Below are 14,264 nucleotides of genomic sequence, written 5' to 3'. Positions count from 1 at the left end.
CGCCGCCACAGATGGGCCAGCGGGCCTCCGGCGACGGTCCGTAGGTCACGCGCCCTGCTCCGGTGAGCTCAGGCCGGCTCCGAGACATTCGACCAGTACCGCCGCCCCCGCGCCGCCGGGATCGAGGACCGGGTTATAGATCGACACACTCAGCCCGGCCATCCGCCCGCTGCGTGAGGCGGCGCGCAGCAGCATCACCAGCTCGGCAGGCGCCAGCCCTCCCGGCTGCCGGTAATCGACGGCCGGCATCACGGCGTCGTCGAGCACGTCGGCATCGAGATGGAGCCAGAAACCAGCGTCGAGCTCGGGACCCGCGACCACCGCCAGCGCCTCGCCGGCCACGACGGCCATTCCATCTCGGCGCACGCGCTCCAGCTCGAAGAGGTGAATGCCGGTGGCCCGGACATCCTGACTTCCCGCAGCGTCACGCTCCTCGGCGTCGCGCGCGCCCACCGCCACCACGTCCTCATCGCGGACCAAAGGGCCCGCGGGGTCCAGCTTGGCCAGCAGGTCGGGTCCCCGGCCAGTGGCCAGGGCGAGATCCATGTCGGCCACTTCTCCGGTGGGTGACGCGGCCGGCTGATAGAAGTCCACGTGGCCGTCCACGAACAGCAGGCCCGGGCGGCTTCCCCGGCCCTGGTGCCGCGCCGCGCGGCGGAGACCGAGCAGACCGCCCAGCACGACGCTGCAGTCCCCCGCCAGCACCACCGGGATCTCACCCCGACCGACCACATCGGCTACGGCGTCGGCCAGGGCGTTGGCCGCTTCTCGTAGCCCAGGACCGTTGAGCAGCGTCGTTTCCGGGTCCCGGATGGCGTGGTATGCTGCGGCGGGTTCCAGACGACGGACGACCCGGGCCCCGAGCCGGCGGGGAAGTCCCGCACGCCGCAGCGCCTCCGGCAGCTGCTCCACGCCCGAGGGGCGGAGGCCCAGATTGGACGGGACATCGATGATGACCAGCGTGGACACCTCCGGAACGCGCGCTAGAAGATGTGAAGCGACGCCGGCGCGTAACAGTTTGGTGACGAACGCCTCGCGCCATTGCGAGCCGGCGAGGCGCCCTGCACCTTCGGCGTCTACCGACTATAAACGTCAGTCCCGCGTTCCACCGGAGGCAGTCATGGAGGACCCCGTCCAGCCGATTCAGATCCCCCTCACCGACGAGCAACAGGCGCTGATCAAGCGGCTTTCGGGACAATTCGCCCAGGTGCTCGAGCTGGTGCCCGACCCGGCCGATAGCGCCGCGGGCGCCGGCCGCGGCCTGCAGTTCCGCTGGCGTCTCTCCACGACCAGCGGGATCCCCCGCCAGAACTGGGGGTTCGGCGATCAGCCGAAGCCCGCACCCGACGCCGACCCATCCAGCTGACCGCTGGCCGCCCGCTGTTAAGATCAGCCGAACGTCAGCTCCGTCGGCCGGCCCGGCTCCAGCCACACGAGCCGGTGCTCGAGGCCGGCCGCCCTGAACACCTGCGTGATCCCCTCTCGCGATTCGCTGAAGTGGGCCCACCCTTCGAAGTGCAACGGGACGATCGGTGCGGGGGCAAAGACCCGGGCCGCGTCGATGGCTTCGGTCGCGGTGAAGGTGAGGTGCGCCGGGCCGACCTGGAGCACCCGCGCCGCGCCCATGAATAGAAACGCGACCTGCACGGACATGCGCGTGGCAATCGCGGCCACCTGGTCGAACCACACCGTGTCCCCGGACAGATAGATCGCCCGCGCGGGATCGTCCGCATACGCCAGGGCAAACCCGATCACGGGGCCACGATCGCCCCCCGCGGGTCCATGACGCGCCGGCAACGCGGTAACTCGAATGGGCCGGCCATCCCGAGCAGGCAGGTCGACCGATTCCCATGGGGCCAGCCCCGTGGCGGTGGGTCCCAATCTCCCTGCACCCTCCGGGGTCGTCAGGATCCGCTCGGCCTGACGGAGCACCAGGCGTCCGGCGTGGTCCAGATTGTCGAAGTGATGGTCGTGACTCAGCAACACCGCGTCCAGGGCGCCGAGCGCCGTGGCTGAGATGGCCGGAGCGGTGGTCTTCCGGAGCACGTACGTGGCGGTGCGGTACTCGGTCCCCGCCGGATCGAACGTCGGGTCGGTCAGGAAGCGCACGCCTCCCAGCTCGATCAGCGCTGTCGGCCCGTCGATGTAGGTCACACGGAGCATCAGGGATTCGGCCCTATCCGGCGGGCGCGCGGGCGGCGGCCGTCATGAGCCCCCAGAGCCAACTGATGCGGTACCGCTCCAGGCTGGTCACCTGAAAGCGGGCGCGGGAGAGAAGGGCGCCACATTCGCGCCCGCCGTAGATGGGAGCATGGGACGGATTCACCAGGCGCAGGACCCGATCGCAGAGCCGGCAGGCCAGGTAGTCGTCGCACCAGTCCGTGATGACCAGGTGCCCGCCCGGACGAAGCACGCGGCGGAGCTCGTCCAGCCCGCGTGTCGGCGCAGTCCAGTAGTGGAAGGAGCTCGCGGACACGACGACATCGAAGCTGGCCGCAGCGAAAGGCAACGCCTCCGCATCCCCCACCAGCAGCCGAACGCTGGCCGGCAACCGCCGCCGGGCCTGCGCCACCATGCCGGGCGAGAGATCGACGCCGGTCACCTCCCGGAAGGGTGACCGCCCGACCAGGCGGCCCAGAAGCACGCCGGTGCCACAGCCGACGTCGAGCACGCGCGTCCCGGCGTCCAGCGGAAGCCGGCGCAGGGTGGCGGCCGTGCTCGCCTCGATATACCGGCTCCAGCGCTGTTCGTACACGCCGGCGAGCGCGTCGTACTCGGCGCGGACGCGTTCCTTCAGGGTCATGGTAAGCAAGAGCCGCTCGGTCGCCACTCCTACGGCCCGGTCGAATCCGCCGCGCGCAAGAAGGCCCGCTCGATCCGAACGCTCTCCTCCCGGGCGTCCCAAGGCGTGAGGTGCGCGGCGCCCGGCAGCACGACCACTCGTGCTCCCGGCGTCATCCGCGCGAAGCGCCGGATGGTGGCGGGGTCTGCCTCGTCGAACTGGCCGACCGTGAAGAGGGTCGGCACCCGTACCGTCCGGAGCAGCGCCGTGGCGTTGTAGTGCCTGAGCGTGCCGGTGATGGTGAACTCGCTGGGTCCCTGCATGTAGTTGTAGATATGCTCGTTCACCGTCTTCATGAGACTGTCGAGATCCGCCTCTACGGGGTGGCGCCACACGTATCTGCCGTAGAACTCCCCCAGCGCGGCCTGGTAGTCGGGAGCATCGAACCTCCCCTCGGCCTCGCGGACGCGGATGGCCCGCTGGGCGGAATCGGGAAGCGTGGCCACCAGCCGCCTGGCGTTCCGCTCCCAGGCCGGGATATCGAGTGCCGCGCTCGCCAGGGTGAGGCTGGCCACGTGGTCGGGATGGGCCCGATAGTACTCGATGGCGAGAATGGTGCCCCAGGAGTGGCCCAGCAGGTGGACCTTGGCATAGCCGAGGTGGGCCCGCAGGGAGTCGAGCTCGCGCACGAAGTGGGCGATGGTGAAACGGGTGGTGTCGGTGATCGGATCGGACTTGCCGCCGCCCAGCTGGTCGTAGCGCACTACGGGCCGGTCATCGCCCAGCTCCTCGAACGGCTTGAGGTAGAAGCTCGCGTACCCCGGGCCGCCATGGAGCAGGATCACCGGCGTGCCGGGTCCGGCGCCCGAGACCTTGTACCAGATCCGGCCATCGGGCACCGCGAGGTACGCTTCGCCGGCCGGAAGCGACTTGGGCGCCGGGGCCTTGGACGACGAAGGGACGTCGTGGGCAGGTGTTCCCTGCTCGCCGCAGGCGAGCAAGCCGAGGGAAAGGCTGAGGACCAGGACAGGATGTGACACGCAGTCAGTCCCCGGTCGGAACGATCCCGGCGCCCTCCACCATGAGCACCACGGTGCGCTCCGGCGCCCGCGGTCGATGGAGGACCCCTTTGGGAACCACGAACCCCTGACGGGGACCGAGGTCGACCGTGCGCCCTTCGAGATCGATGAGAAAGCGTCCCTCGACGACGTAGAAGAACTCGTCCTCGTCGTCATGCTTGTGCCAGTGATACTCGCCTTGCACGATGCCCAGCCGGACCACGGACTGGTTCACCTGACAGAGCGTCTGGTTGTACCATCGATCGCTGCACTCGTCCACCAGGGTCTGCACATCGATCCGCTCGAGCGGACCGTGGAGGACATTCAGGTGAGTCACGTAGGGGAATGCGGCAGGTGCATCGGACATGGAGATCGCTCCGCTGTGAGCGGTTCGTCTGCAGGATCAGAAGTAGAGCGGCACGCACACCGGATGAAGGAGCCAGGCCACCAGAGCCGCAGCGAGCGGGATGACGGCGATAGCCCGAGTCATGGTAGACGCGCGCCGACCCGGAGAAGCAGCAACACGAGCGTCCCGACGGCCAGGACGAGGACAAAGGCGGCGAAGCCCAGGATCACCCGCACTCGCCGAAGCCCCGCCTGCTGCAGCCGGATGGACTCCTGCTGGTTGCGCAGTGCCTCGCCGTAGCGCTCGCCGTGCTGCCGCTGCAGGTCGCGGATCTCTTCCAGGAGGCGGATGATGCGATCGTCGTTCATGAGACCTCATACGCGACAAGCTCCGCCACCGCCCGACGAAGGTGCCTTCCGGTGATGGTCTACCGGGTCCGGACAGCCGGTTCAGCCCACGAGTCAGCGCCCGATATCCTCGTTCCAGAGCTCCGGATGGGCGCGGATGAAGCTCGCGAGCAGATCGGTGCAGGTCGGGTCGTCGACCACGTCCAGGGTCACCCCGCGGGAGCGCAGCAGCTCCTCTTCACCGCGAAAGGTGCGATTCTCCCCGATGACGACCCGGGGAATGCCATACAGGACGATGGCGCCACTACACATGGCACAGGGCGAGAGCGTGGTGTAGAGCACCGAGCTCCGATACACCGAAGCGGGTTGTCTTCCTGCCCGCTCCAACGCATCCATCTCGGCGTGGAGGACGGCACTTCCTTTCTGCACCCGCCGATTATGGCCGCGGCCGAGCACGCGTCCGCCCGCGACGAGGACGGAGCCGATCGGGATGCCACCTTCGGTTTGTCCCTGCCGTGCCTCGTCCAACGCCACCTGGAGGAACTGATCCATCCGCGGACTCAATCGACGTCCGGGCTGCCGGTGTCCGGCATCCCCTTGCGCAGGTCGGCGCGCGCCAGCTCGGCGAGCTTGGCATAGCCGGCGCGGACCCGCTGGAGTTCCGCGTCCTCCAGCTCCTCCATGTCGAGCAGGGCGTTGTGCGCCCCCGTGGTGACCCGGAGCAGCTCATCCAGCTTGACCTGGAGGGCTTCGGTGTCGCGATTCTGGGTGTTCTGAATCAGGAACACCATGATGAACGTGACGATGGTGGTCCCGGTATTGATGACCAACTGCCAGGTGTCGCTGAAGTGGAAGAACGGGCCGGTGACCAGCCAGATCACCACCACAGTGGCCGCGAGAATGAAGGCCGCTGGCCTCCCGGCGAGATAGGAGGTGGTCTTGCAGAATCGGGTAAACCAGGAGCGTGACTTGGTCGGCCGCATGGCTCGATTCCTCTTACTCCGTCGACTGCCCCTCGTCGGTGGCGGGTTGCTCCGCAGGGTTCTCCTCAGCCGTGCCCTTGGCGCGCTCCAGCTTGCGCTGGGCCTTCTCCTCCCGCTTGCGCTCCTTGTGCAGCTCCTTCTGGCGCTTCTCGAATCCGTAATTTCGCTTGGGCAACTGAGACTCCACAGTAGAGGGCACCAGCCGGTTTGTGCCGGAAGGTAGTCCGTCCGAGCCCGGGACGCAGGCCGAGCGGTCAGACCGACCGCGCCCTCACCTCCTCCGAAGTCAAGCCGAACAGCGGAGGCGTGGCCACATCCAGCATGCCCAGCATGAGATACAGCTGCCCCCGATGGTGGGCCTCGTGCTCCACCATGGCGCGCATCCACTTCCAGGTCGTGATCGGGGTCCCCGCCGGAGTGCGGCACTTCCGGTCCAGGGCGGCATCGGGCAGCGCAGCGAAGATCGCCCGCGACTCGCCCGCCAGCCGATCGAAGTACCCGACCACGGCTTCGTAGCCGTCCGCCAGCTCCCGGCCGCACCCAGGGTAGGCGCTGGGCCGTCCGGAGACCGTTTCGGCGTACATGTAGCGCTCGATGGTCGCAAGGTGGCGCACCAGATCGCCGAAGGTGAACTTGCCCGGCTGATGGGTCCATTCGATCCGGGCCGGCGGAATGCACGCGATGACCCGGCGGGTGCGGCCACGGAAGCCGTCCCAATACTCGAGAAACCGAGCGACGGAACGAATCTCCACCGGCCCTCCCCGGTCGTCGCGGCTAGCCCACCCGTGAGCTATCTGGGACCGAAACAGGCTGAGCTGGCCCGAACCACTCTCGCCTGTTCCCCGGAACCCACGAAGCGGAGCCAGATCGGATGCCGGCTGCACACGGCGGTGGCCGTGGACAGGAGCACGTCCGCGGTATCGCCCCGACGCTTGCCCGTCCAGGCCTCCGCGTCACGGGCCCAGACCTTCAAGGACTCCGGTTGCGTGCGCGCCGCAGCCAGGGCCCAGACCACCGGCGTGACCGAGCCGGACTGACGGGTCAGTGCGAGCGAGTCTCTCCGTATGGCGGCGCGGAGGAACTGCTGCGCGGGCCTGGTGTAGGCATCCCAGGGCGACCTCACGGTATAGGGCTGAAGGACCCACAGCGCGGCCGCACAGAGTACCGCCGCGAGCAGGGTCAGATACAAGGGCATCCGGCCATTCACCATACGCCCTCCTGGACGAGGTCACCGCCCCGACTCGCGAGCCGCCATGGCGGCCTGGGCGGCATCCTCTAATATTGTCCTCCGGACATCAACTGAGGAGGTACCCCATGACTGCCGCCGCCCCCACCTCGACCGCATCCGTGGCCCAGGAGCTGGTGACCCTGTGCCGGGCCGGACGCAACATCGAGGCGATCAACAAGCTCTACTCGCCGAAGATCGTCAGCATCGAGCCGGTCGGTGACGAGAAGATGCCGGCCGAGATGACCGGCATCGAGGCGGTCCGCGGGAAGAACGAAGGGTGGTACGCCAACAACGAGGTGCACGGCATCGAGGTGAACGGGCCGTTCGTCGGCGAAGGTCAGTTCGCGGTCAGGTACGCCTGGGACGTGACTTCGAAGGGAACCGGGCAGCGTATCCGGATGGAGGAGATGGCTCTCTATACGGTCAAGGATGGGAAGATCGTGCGGGAGCAGTTCTTCTACCACATGCCCGGGGCGTAGGCGGGCGGAAGGCGGCGTGGTCAGCGGCCCAGCTCGCGCGCGCGGGCCTCGACCTTGTCTTTGGCGGCCTTGAGGTCCACCCCGTGCAGGAGCCGGTACATCTTGATCGCCTCGATCTTCCGGCCGGCACGCAGCAACCCGTCGATCTCGGCCGGTGACGGGAGCACCCGGTCGTGCCGGCGGCTCGCAGCGCCGCCGGCGGGCCGCTCCCCGAGCCGGCTCAGGATTCCCAGGAGCGCCACCGCGCCCAGGCCCGCGACCCAGTACCAGGTCACCCGCGCCTTCCAGCGGCTCGCAGTGGGGTGAACGGCCCCAGCTCGCGGTCCTCGAGGTAGCACCAGCCCCAGTTCTCACCCGGCTCGAACGACTGCATCACGGGATGGTGCGAGCTCTGGAAATGCTTGGTGGCGTGCCGGCCCGGTGAGTTGTCGCAGCAGCCGACATGGCCGCAGCTCAGACAGAGCCGCAGATGAACCCAGTGCCCACCGATGGCGAGGCACTCCTCGCACCCCGCCGGGGTGCGTGGCGGGGGAGGTGGTCCCGCCGGGGTGTGCGGGCACGTCACCGGCGACTGGCTCATCGGCTTCTCCGCGGCCAGGCCGCCGACATGGTCATCTGTCTCACCGGTCGGCCCTCAGGACTTGGACTTCGACCGCCTCCTCTTGGCGGAGCTCTTCTTCTTTGGCACCTTCGCGCCCTTCTTGCGAGCCTCCGAGAGGCCGATCGCGATCGCCTGCTTGCGGCTCTTTACCTTACCGCCGTGACCCGATTTTCCCCGCTTGAGCGTGCCGCTTTTGCGACGGCGCATCGCGCTCTTGACGCTCTTGCTCGCGCTCTTGCTGTACTTCCGGCCGCTCGACTTCCGCGAGGACGCTTTCTTCGCCACCATAGGGCCTCCGCCGAGAACAGGGTGGACCTGGGAACCGACGCCAGCTCGATCGCACCGTTCCCGCGAAGATAGAATGTCTTCGACGAGGGGACCATCCCCTCTTCGCCATCTCGGCCCTCCCGGAGTGATGGTAAGGGGACCGGCCGGTATCGCGCCGTGCTTCGCTCATTCGCTGGCATTGCTCAGCAACCGACCGCGCCAGCTGTCGCGCGGGCGGGTGACCCGCACCCGCGGCCAGCTCAGACCCTTCGCCGGCGTCGCGATGAGAAGCGCGAACGTCATCGCATCCGGCCGAGCGGTCTCGAGCCCTGCGATGCCGAGCGCCACGCAGGCGCGTCGCGAGGTCGACCACTGGGGAGCGTCCCGGCGGGCACTGCACTCCGCCCACGGGCCGATGATCGTCTGCCGGCCGGGGACATGGGTGAGCGAGAGCGAGTACGCGCTCAGGGTCGCGGCCACCTCCCGCCGGTCCGGCACGAAGAACGCCGGCGGCTGAGACGGAAGCGCCACGATGCGGGGGTCGAGTACGAGCGTATCGCAGGGAGCCTGGGGTGTACAGAGGATCCCCCACCCACTGGGGTCGGTATCCCAGGGTGCCGCTACCACGGCGGCCATGGCGGCCTCTCCGATGGCTGCCGCGGTGGGTGGCGCCCAGGACTGGGATGCGGGAGCTCGCGCCGGTGCCGGAGCGCGGCACGCGACGGCGAGCAGGCCGAGCCAGAGGTGAGGGTACCTCAGTGTCATCGCGCGGTGTCCTGGGAGAGGGGAGCCGGTCGGATCAATCTATCTTTCCTGACCAATGCTTGCTGGCGAACACCGCCGAACCGCGCGCGGTGGCCCCAGGGACTACTCAGGTCGAGGGCTCATGAACGTTCAACACGATCCTCAGCGCTCCCGCTTCGTGCTTCCGCTGGATGATGGGGAGGCGGAGCTCATTTATGCCATGTCCATGTTCAGCGAGGACGTGATGGATCTCCAGCATACGGAGATCTCGCCCTCGGCACAGGGTCACGGTGTCGGCGACGCCCTGGTGAGGGCAGCCCTGGCGTATGCACGTGAGCACGGCTTCCACGTCATGGCCACCTGTCCCTATGTACAGGCCTGGTTGCAGCGGCACCCGGACGAGCGGCCGAGGCCGGAGGCCAGGCGCTCAGGCTGACTCCTGAATATCACCTGGGATCGGGCAGCACCTCGACGTCGGCGGGGCTCAGGCCTACCTCACCGTGTCCCGGGACGTCGACCGTGACCCGCTCCCGCATCGGCCCGGTAGGTGGACGGCGAACCCGCGAGACCTCCACAATCGTTCCGGTCTTTCCGGCGACCCGTGGCACACCGGTCTGCAGCACCCGGACCCGGCGGCCGGGCACACAGTCATTGATGTCGGTCATGACACTCTCCTTGGCGCATGTGCCGGTAAGTTAGCGCCGCACACTATGAAACCCACCTGCTTAATCGCGCGGGGCCCACCCTCAGGGAGGAGGCATAGCGATGCCGGCGGCACAGGAGTCACAGATCCCGTGCGTGGTCTGGGCGTGATGCTGTCGCTCCAGGAACAGCTCGATCGTCACCCAGTCCCCACCCTCACGTACCCTCCGGCACCAGGCGCACATGACGATCAACGACTCGAGGTACTCGATCCTGCGGAAGGCCCGCCAGGTGACGAGCACGACCCCGATCCCGACGGTCAGTGTGAGCATCGACTCGAGAAAACCTTCCCCCAGCCGCAAGGGCGTCGGGGTCGTTCCGAACAGCAGGTGCGGCAGGTCCAGCAGCTCGTCCAGCCAGATGATGGCGACGATCAGCAGAAACGCGGCGGACTCCAAGAAAAGAATTCGCCGCAGCACGATCCGCCGAGGGGTCACGGCGACCCGACTGCCTGCCGGCTGACCTGGTGTCCGGCGCGCTCGAGGGCCGCGAGCGCCGGCTCCAGATCGCGAGCCTTTACCAGGACATAGTCCGTGTCGAAGGTCGAAATGGCGAAGATGCTCAGTCCTGCCGCAGCCAAGGGATCGGCGATGGCAGCCAACACCCCAATCAGGTCCAGTGGCAGCGGGCTCTTCACCCGCAGGGCTCGGTAGTCACGCTCGCACCGGACACCCGCAGGGACGATCGACTGGATAGCGGTGATCGACAGCTCCTCCCCGGTGCGGCTGACGGTCAGAAATCGACTGGCTCCGTCCGCCCAGTCGGGCAGCGCCGCGTCGACTGGCAGACGGCAGACCGCAAGGGTCTCCTCGAGCAGCTCCAGCGGCAGACGAGACGCGGGAGCGCGGTCAGCAGGCCCCGGCCGCACCTCGCTCATCAGCGCGAGGAGATTCTCCTCCGAGTCCCGGCAAAATGCCATCCACAGCTCATGGTCCGGCAGCCGGGCCACGCAGTGCGGCGCATCCAGGAACCGCACGCCCTTGTCACTCAGCGCTTCGTACGCTGCCACCAGATCGGTCACCAGGTAGTAGATGATCCCGGCGGCGGCCGGAGACCCGTCCCCGGTTACGCCGGTGAGCATCAGCCGCACACCGCCGCAGTCGAAGAACGCCAGGCCCGGGGGCGCGCGGAACATCAGGCGAAGACCGAGCGTGTCGCCATAGAAGCGCACGGCCCGCTCGAGGTCGGTGACCGGGATAGCAATCTGCCCTACCCTGGCGGGAGGAACGAACGCGGGAGGTGCGTCGGCCATCGTCAGCCGTTAGACCGCTGGCGTGGCCAGCTGGTCGAGGAGCCGTTCCGCCAGCTCCAGCCGCTGGACCAGCAGATGCCGAAGCTCGTGCTGCTCGGTGCGCGCCACCTCTCGTCGCAGCCCCGGAAGGTAGGCGCTCAAGAGATCCCGCAGGATGATCGTCTCGTCAGGAGAAAGAATGAGCTGCATTGGGGAGTCTCCCACTGCCAGGGATGCCGGCCCACCACCCAGCCGCGGTTTCGATCGGCCAGCCGACCGGCATCAGAATCCTAGGGACCGACTGTCCCCGGGGGAAGCGCCACCCTCACACATCTCGCCGCCGCGGGCGCCGGCGCTTTGCCCGCCGGGCCACATCGATCGCTGCCGCGACCCAAGGCCGCAACTGCTCCGCGTCCTCCAGGACCTCGGCGGGCACCTGGTAGTATTGCATGAGTTCGCCCTGCTCGCCGAGGGGGCGAAACGGCCCCATCCCGCGGGCCTCGAACTCGCCGCGGGTGGTCTCATCCACCTTGAAGTAGAGGGTGTCGTCGTCCAGCAGCGCGAAGAAGAGATCCGCCGCGTAGATGCCCACGCCGCCGAACATGCTCCGGGCTCGAATGCCGGCCGCGGTGCGCTGGAGCTGGTCGATCACGAAGCTTCGGAAGCTGGGGCTCACGCTCATCGTCACATCCAGAGCTGCCACCAGCGATCGAGGCCCTCAGAGGTCACCGGCTCGGTCCGGTCACCGTAACCGGCCTGCCCGCTCGAATGGTCCCGCCTTGCACGACCCGGGCAAACCACCCTCTCCGACCGGCGAGCGTCCGGAGGAACGCGTGACCCCGCTCGAGCCCGACGTAGGGAAGCGTGTAGAGGACGGTGCAGGGATCGCAGGCCTTGCTCACCTCGAGCACGACGTCATCCACCTGCACCCGGACTCCCGGATGCAGCGCGTCCGGCGGGAGATCGGCCAGCGTGAGGTTTTCGCCCAGCTCCCCGGGCTGAACCGGCCAGCCCTCCGCCCGCAGGTCGGCCAGGATCTCCTCCCGGAGCAGGAGCACGGCCTGGTCGGGATCACCGCTCGCCTTGTCGGTCCGCCACCGGTTGAAGTCGCCCTGGACCCCGGCGGAGGTGATGGTGAGGGTGGGCACCGCGCGCTTGGGAATTCCGCGGGCCCGGCCTTCCTGAGGCTTGAGGCTGAGCTGAACGACACGGCCACGCACACCACCCTCCGCTGTCGGAGTCAGGCGCTCTGTCACGTCCCTCGGTGCCGCATCGGCATCGATCCCGAGTCTCAAACTGGATTATCTCCGGCTCTGGTCTCGCTCGCTGGCATCGCTCTCATCGGGAATGACGTAGGGATCTGATCCGGTTCGCGCGCCACGCAGCACGATCCACCCGAGGGCGAGATTGCCCAGCCCGAGCCAGAGGCCGGGATGAATCCGGCGCGACCAGGGCGGCCATCCGGCGGCAAACACGCCACGCAGGTCGAGCAGCACGAGGAGCGCCCCTGCAGCGAGAAGCAGCGGCCCGACGACCCAGCCGAGGAGCCGGAAGAAAGGGCGGACAGGACCCGGCTTGAGCATCGGTCTAGGCGGCGCCTCGAGAGTGGTCAGAGTGAGTCACAGTGGCTTCCGATACTGCACCGCACGCTCTACTTCGATGAAGCCCAACGCCTGGTGAGCCCGCTGAGACGCTTCGTTCCCCAGCGTCGTATCGGACGCGAGCTCTCGGTAGCCTGCCCGTCGGGCCCAGGCCTCTATCGCCTGCAGCAGGCCGGCACCAACCTGCTGGCCCCGCAGGTCGGGGTCGACATACCATCCCTCGAGATAGGCCACCGGACTGGTGCTGCAGCCCTGCGCGATGCTGCGCTCGCCCACCTCCGCGAATCCACCGAGCCCGCCGCCCGGCCTCTCCGCCACCAGCACCGCCGCGTCCGGCCGCGCGAGCCACTCATCCATATCCGCCGAGGTCTGATCGGGCCACAGCGCCTGGCGCATCCGCTGCCACTCGGCACGATCGCTGGACCGGTACGGCCGAATGTTCATAGACGGTAGGTGGTCCGGACGCATGGCCTCACATCGCGTCGCGGGTGCAGATCACGACTTCCCAGTTGAGATTCCAGCGCGCGCGCCGCACCTGGAAGCCGGCGGCCCGAATGAGCGATCGGATCCGGTGCACCGGGTGCACGAAGAATCGGAATGGATCCCCGGTCCACCGGCGCCGGGCGTTCTGCAGCCGGACGCGTCCGCGGACGTACCAGTAGTCGTGCGGGTAGCTCAGCGCAAAATATCGTTTCGCCTTCCGGGCCGAGACTTCGATCAGGGCCTCGAGGTCCGGGGAGCAGCACAGCACCCGGTCCAAGGTCACCAGGTCGGCGGACGCGAGCTCGGGGGCCAGGCTCGTGATGTCACCCCGGTGAAAGTGCACGCGGTGCTGGTGACCCCTGCGCGCGGTCTCCTCCTGTGCCGCCTCGAGATATGCGCTGGCTACCTCGAGGTGCACCGCTCGCTGCACGCCGCGCTCGAGCAGCTCGTGGTGCAGCACCCCGATCCCGGCGCCGACGTCGAGCACGGTGTCGGCGGCCAGGCTCACGTCCCTCAAGCCCTGCAGGATCAGCCGGGCGGTGCCGGTCGGGCCGCGGCGCTGGTAGGTGACCAGATCCTGCCGAGCCCGCGCGGGAGTGAAGTGGCGGTTCGTGGCCTCACAGTGGCAACGGGGCATCGCGCATCCCTCCTGGCCCTGGGGCGCCTATGCGGCTAGGCTCCGCCCAGAGAGGAGCGGCGCGGCCATGCACGTCGAACACAACCTCGCACACCATCGCTTCGTGACGCGACTGCCCCAGGGCGACGCGGTCCTGACCTATCGGATCACGGCAACGGGCGCGCTGGACATTCGAAGCACGTACGTGCCGCCAGCGGCCCGGGGGCGGGGCATCGGCGGCGCCCTGGTCGAGGCCGCCCTCACCCATGCGCGAACGGAAGGCCGGATGGTGATACCGACCTGCTGGTACGTGGGCACCTGGATCGCGCGGCATCCCGAGTTTCGCGGCCTGCTCACGCCGGACGCCGCAGGTCAGGCCGGAGGGTGACCCGCGACCCCTAGGCCGCGGGGCTGGACGCGCCCACCCGTCTCCGGACCCCGCTGATGTCGCGCACCGGACGAATCTCCACACACCCGGTGCGCGCCCAAGGGAACTCTGCGGCGATCCGGACCGCATCATCCATGTTTTCCGCCTCGATCAGATTGAAGCCGCCCAGCACTTCCTTGGCCTCGCTGAACGGCCCGTCGGTCACGCTGGGACGCCCATGGCGGATGCGGAGTGACTTCGCCCTGTCGGTGTCCTCGAGCATCTGGGAGTCGATCAGACGCCCGTGCTGGCGGAGGTCATCGGCGTGCCCCAGGCACTCGCGCATCATCGCGTCGGCCTGGCCGGCAGGCAGAGAATCGAGCATCGTGGGATCGTTGTAGATCAGGAGCATGAATTTCATGCCGGTCC

29 protein-coding genes are annotated in these 14,264 nt (G+C 68.3%); 4 read left to right on the top strand and 25 right to left on the bottom strand.

Annotated features, from left to right (window positions below):
* Nucleotides 1–45: 45 nt before the first annotated feature.
* Complete coding sequence (locus VHR41_01790; protein HEX3232898.1) at nt 46–969, bottom strand: arginase family protein; 924 nt, start codon at nt 967–969, stop codon at nt 46–48.
* 151 nt (nt 970–1,120) lie between these two features.
* Between VHR41_01790 and VHR41_01785 the strand changes: the two genes are divergently transcribed.
* Nucleotides 1,121–1,366, top strand: a complete 246-nt coding sequence (locus VHR41_01785; protein HEX3232897.1) for a hypothetical protein — start codon at nt 1,121–1,123, stop codon at nt 1,364–1,366.
* Nucleotides 1,367–1,389: 23 nt separating this feature from the next.
* On the opposite strand, the gene VHR41_01780 is transcribed toward VHR41_01785, so the two are convergent.
* The 10 genes from VHR41_01780 to VHR41_01735 all read right to left on the bottom strand — a co-directional run bounded on the left by VHR41_01780 (nt 1,390) and on the right by VHR41_01735 (nt 6,726).
* A complete protein-coding gene (locus tag VHR41_01780) occupies nt 1,390–2,163 on the bottom strand; it encodes an MBL fold metallo-hydrolase (protein HEX3232896.1) in 774 nt (257 codons plus the stop codon).
* A gap of 13 nt (nt 2,164–2,176) precedes the next feature.
* Nucleotides 2,177–2,803 (bottom strand): class I SAM-dependent methyltransferase, encoded by a 627-nt coding sequence (locus tag VHR41_01775; GenBank protein HEX3232895.1) that lies wholly within the window; start codon nt 2,801–2,803, stop codon nt 2,177–2,179.
* A 29-nt stretch (nt 2,804–2,832) separates the two neighbouring features.
* Complete coding sequence (locus tag VHR41_01770) at nt 2,833–3,822, bottom strand: proline iminopeptidase-family hydrolase (protein ID HEX3232894.1); 990 nt, start codon at nt 3,820–3,822, stop codon at nt 2,833–2,835.
* Nucleotides 3,823–3,826: 4 nt separating this feature from the next.
* Nucleotides 3,827–4,207, bottom strand: coding sequence for a cupin domain-containing protein (locus VHR41_01765; GenBank protein HEX3232893.1), 381 nt, complete (start codon nt 4,205–4,207; stop codon nt 3,827–3,829).
* Nucleotides 4,208–4,326: 119 nt separating this feature from the next.
* A complete protein-coding gene (locus tag VHR41_01760; protein HEX3232892.1) occupies nt 4,327–4,554 on the bottom strand; it encodes a hypothetical protein in 228 nt (75 codons plus the stop codon).
* A gap of 93 nt (nt 4,555–4,647) precedes the next feature.
* A complete protein-coding gene (locus VHR41_01755; GenBank protein ID HEX3232891.1) occupies nt 4,648–5,085 on the bottom strand; it encodes a nucleoside deaminase in 438 nt (145 codons plus the stop codon).
* A gap of 8 nt (nt 5,086–5,093) precedes the next feature.
* On the bottom strand, nt 5,094–5,516 hold the full coding sequence (locus VHR41_01750) for a low affinity iron permease family protein (protein HEX3232890.1): 423 nt from the start codon (nt 5,514–5,516) through the stop codon (nt 5,094–5,096).
* A gap of 13 nt (nt 5,517–5,529) precedes the next feature.
* Nucleotides 5,530–5,691 carry a hypothetical protein gene (locus tag VHR41_01745; GenBank protein ID HEX3232889.1) on the bottom strand — a complete coding sequence of 54 codons (162 nt, stop codon included), beginning with the start codon at nt 5,689–5,691 and terminating at the stop codon, nt 5,530–5,532.
* A gap of 79 nt (nt 5,692–5,770) precedes the next feature.
* Nucleotides 5,771–6,268 (bottom strand): DinB family protein, encoded by a 498-nt coding sequence (locus VHR41_01740; GenBank protein ID HEX3232888.1) that lies wholly within the window; start codon nt 6,266–6,268, stop codon nt 5,771–5,773.
* Nucleotides 6,269–6,306: 38 nt separating this feature from the next.
* Nucleotides 6,307–6,726, bottom strand: coding sequence for a hypothetical protein (locus VHR41_01735; GenBank protein ID HEX3232887.1), 420 nt, complete (start codon nt 6,724–6,726; stop codon nt 6,307–6,309).
* A gap of 104 nt (nt 6,727–6,830) precedes the next feature.
* Here VHR41_01735 and VHR41_01730 point away from each other — a divergent pair, with 104 nt between their 5' ends.
* On the top strand, nt 6,831–7,223 hold the full coding sequence (locus tag VHR41_01730; GenBank protein ID HEX3232886.1) for a nuclear transport factor 2 family protein: 393 nt from the start codon (nt 6,831–6,833) through the stop codon (nt 7,221–7,223).
* A gap of 20 nt (nt 7,224–7,243) precedes the next feature.
* On the opposite strand, the gene VHR41_01725 is transcribed toward VHR41_01730, so the two are convergent.
* The 4 genes from VHR41_01725 to VHR41_01710 form a co-directional block, all read right to left on the bottom strand.
* The gene (locus tag VHR41_01725; protein ID HEX3232885.1) at nt 7,244–7,498 is read right to left on the bottom strand and encodes a hypothetical protein; all 255 of its coding nucleotides are present in this window, start codon (nt 7,496–7,498) and stop codon (nt 7,244–7,246) included.
* Nucleotides 7,495–7,803: a UBP-type zinc finger domain-containing protein gene (locus VHR41_01720; GenBank protein ID HEX3232884.1), complete on the bottom strand. Its 309-nt coding sequence runs from the start codon at nt 7,801–7,803 to the stop codon at nt 7,495–7,497. The genes VHR41_01725 and VHR41_01720 overlap by 4 nt, the downstream gene beginning before the upstream one ends.
* A gap of 54 nt (nt 7,804–7,857) precedes the next feature.
* Complete coding sequence (locus tag VHR41_01715) at nt 7,858–8,112, bottom strand: DUF6496 domain-containing protein (protein ID HEX3232883.1); 255 nt, start codon at nt 8,110–8,112, stop codon at nt 7,858–7,860.
* A gap of 165 nt (nt 8,113–8,277) precedes the next feature.
* The gene (locus VHR41_01710) at nt 8,278–8,856 is read right to left on the bottom strand and encodes a hypothetical protein (protein ID HEX3232882.1); all 579 of its coding nucleotides are present in this window, start codon (nt 8,854–8,856) and stop codon (nt 8,278–8,280) included.
* Nucleotides 8,857–8,977: 121 nt separating this feature from the next.
* On the opposite strand from VHR41_01710, the gene VHR41_01705 reads away from it, so the two are divergent.
* Entirely contained in the window at nt 8,978–9,271 is a 294-nt protein-coding gene (locus tag VHR41_01705; GenBank protein ID HEX3232881.1) for a GNAT family N-acetyltransferase, read from the top strand.
* A gap of 10 nt (nt 9,272–9,281) precedes the next feature.
* On the opposite strand, the gene VHR41_01700 is transcribed toward VHR41_01705, so the two are convergent.
* The 9 genes from VHR41_01700 to VHR41_01660 form a co-directional block, all read right to left on the bottom strand.
* On the bottom strand, nt 9,282–9,500 hold the full coding sequence (locus tag VHR41_01700; GenBank protein HEX3232880.1) for a hypothetical protein: 219 nt from the start codon (nt 9,498–9,500) through the stop codon (nt 9,282–9,284).
* Nucleotides 9,501–9,581: 81 nt separating this feature from the next.
* Entirely contained in the window at nt 9,582–9,974 is a 393-nt protein-coding gene (locus VHR41_01695) for a hypothetical protein (GenBank protein ID HEX3232879.1), read from the bottom strand.
* Entirely contained in the window at nt 9,971–10,789 is an 819-nt protein-coding gene (locus VHR41_01690; GenBank protein HEX3232878.1) for an ACT domain-containing protein, read from the bottom strand. The genes VHR41_01695 and VHR41_01690 overlap by 4 nt, the downstream gene beginning before the upstream one ends.
* A 9-nt stretch (nt 10,790–10,798) precedes the next feature.
* On the bottom strand, nt 10,799–10,978 hold the full coding sequence (locus VHR41_01685; protein HEX3232877.1) for a hypothetical protein: 180 nt from the start codon (nt 10,976–10,978) through the stop codon (nt 10,799–10,801).
* Nucleotides 10,979–11,093: 115 nt separating this feature from the next.
* Nucleotides 11,094–11,471, bottom strand: coding sequence for a TfoX/Sxy family protein (locus VHR41_01680; protein ID HEX3232876.1), 378 nt, complete (start codon nt 11,469–11,471; stop codon nt 11,094–11,096).
* 22 nt (nt 11,472–11,493) lie between these two features.
* Nucleotides 11,494–11,988: an MOSC domain-containing protein gene (locus VHR41_01675; GenBank protein HEX3232875.1), complete on the bottom strand. Its 495-nt coding sequence runs from the start codon at nt 11,986–11,988 to the stop codon at nt 11,494–11,496.
* Between the two features lie 81 nt (nt 11,989–12,069).
* Nucleotides 12,070–12,351 carry a hypothetical protein gene (locus VHR41_01670; protein HEX3232874.1) on the bottom strand — a complete coding sequence of 94 codons (282 nt, stop codon included), beginning with the start codon at nt 12,349–12,351 and terminating at the stop codon, nt 12,070–12,072.
* Between the two features lie 36 nt (nt 12,352–12,387).
* Complete coding sequence (locus VHR41_01665; GenBank protein ID HEX3232873.1) at nt 12,388–12,837, bottom strand: GNAT family N-acetyltransferase; 450 nt, start codon at nt 12,835–12,837, stop codon at nt 12,388–12,390.
* Nucleotides 12,838–12,841: 4 nt separating this feature from the next.
* Entirely contained in the window at nt 12,842–13,489 is a 648-nt protein-coding gene (locus tag VHR41_01660) for a class I SAM-dependent methyltransferase (protein HEX3232872.1), read from the bottom strand.
* 67 nt (nt 13,490–13,556) lie between these two features.
* On the opposite strand from VHR41_01660, the gene VHR41_01655 reads away from it, so the two are divergent.
* Complete coding sequence (locus VHR41_01655) at nt 13,557–13,856, top strand: GNAT family N-acetyltransferase (GenBank protein HEX3232871.1); 300 nt, start codon at nt 13,557–13,559, stop codon at nt 13,854–13,856.
* Nucleotides 13,857–13,866: 10 nt separating this feature from the next.
* Here the strand turns inward: VHR41_01655 and VHR41_01650 are convergent, their stop codons facing one another.
* Nucleotides 13,867–14,256 (bottom strand): YciI family protein, encoded by a 390-nt coding sequence (locus tag VHR41_01650; GenBank protein ID HEX3232870.1) that lies wholly within the window; start codon nt 14,254–14,256, stop codon nt 13,867–13,869.
* Between the last annotated feature and the right edge of the window lie 8 nt (nt 14,257–14,264).

It is taken from the genome of Gemmatimonadales bacterium, from assembly GCA_036265815.1.
Taxonomy (GTDB): Bacteria; Gemmatimonadota; Gemmatimonadetes; order Gemmatimonadales; family GWC2-71-9; genus CAVVWJ01.
This window is presented reverse-complemented; position numbering and strand designations above follow the sequence as displayed.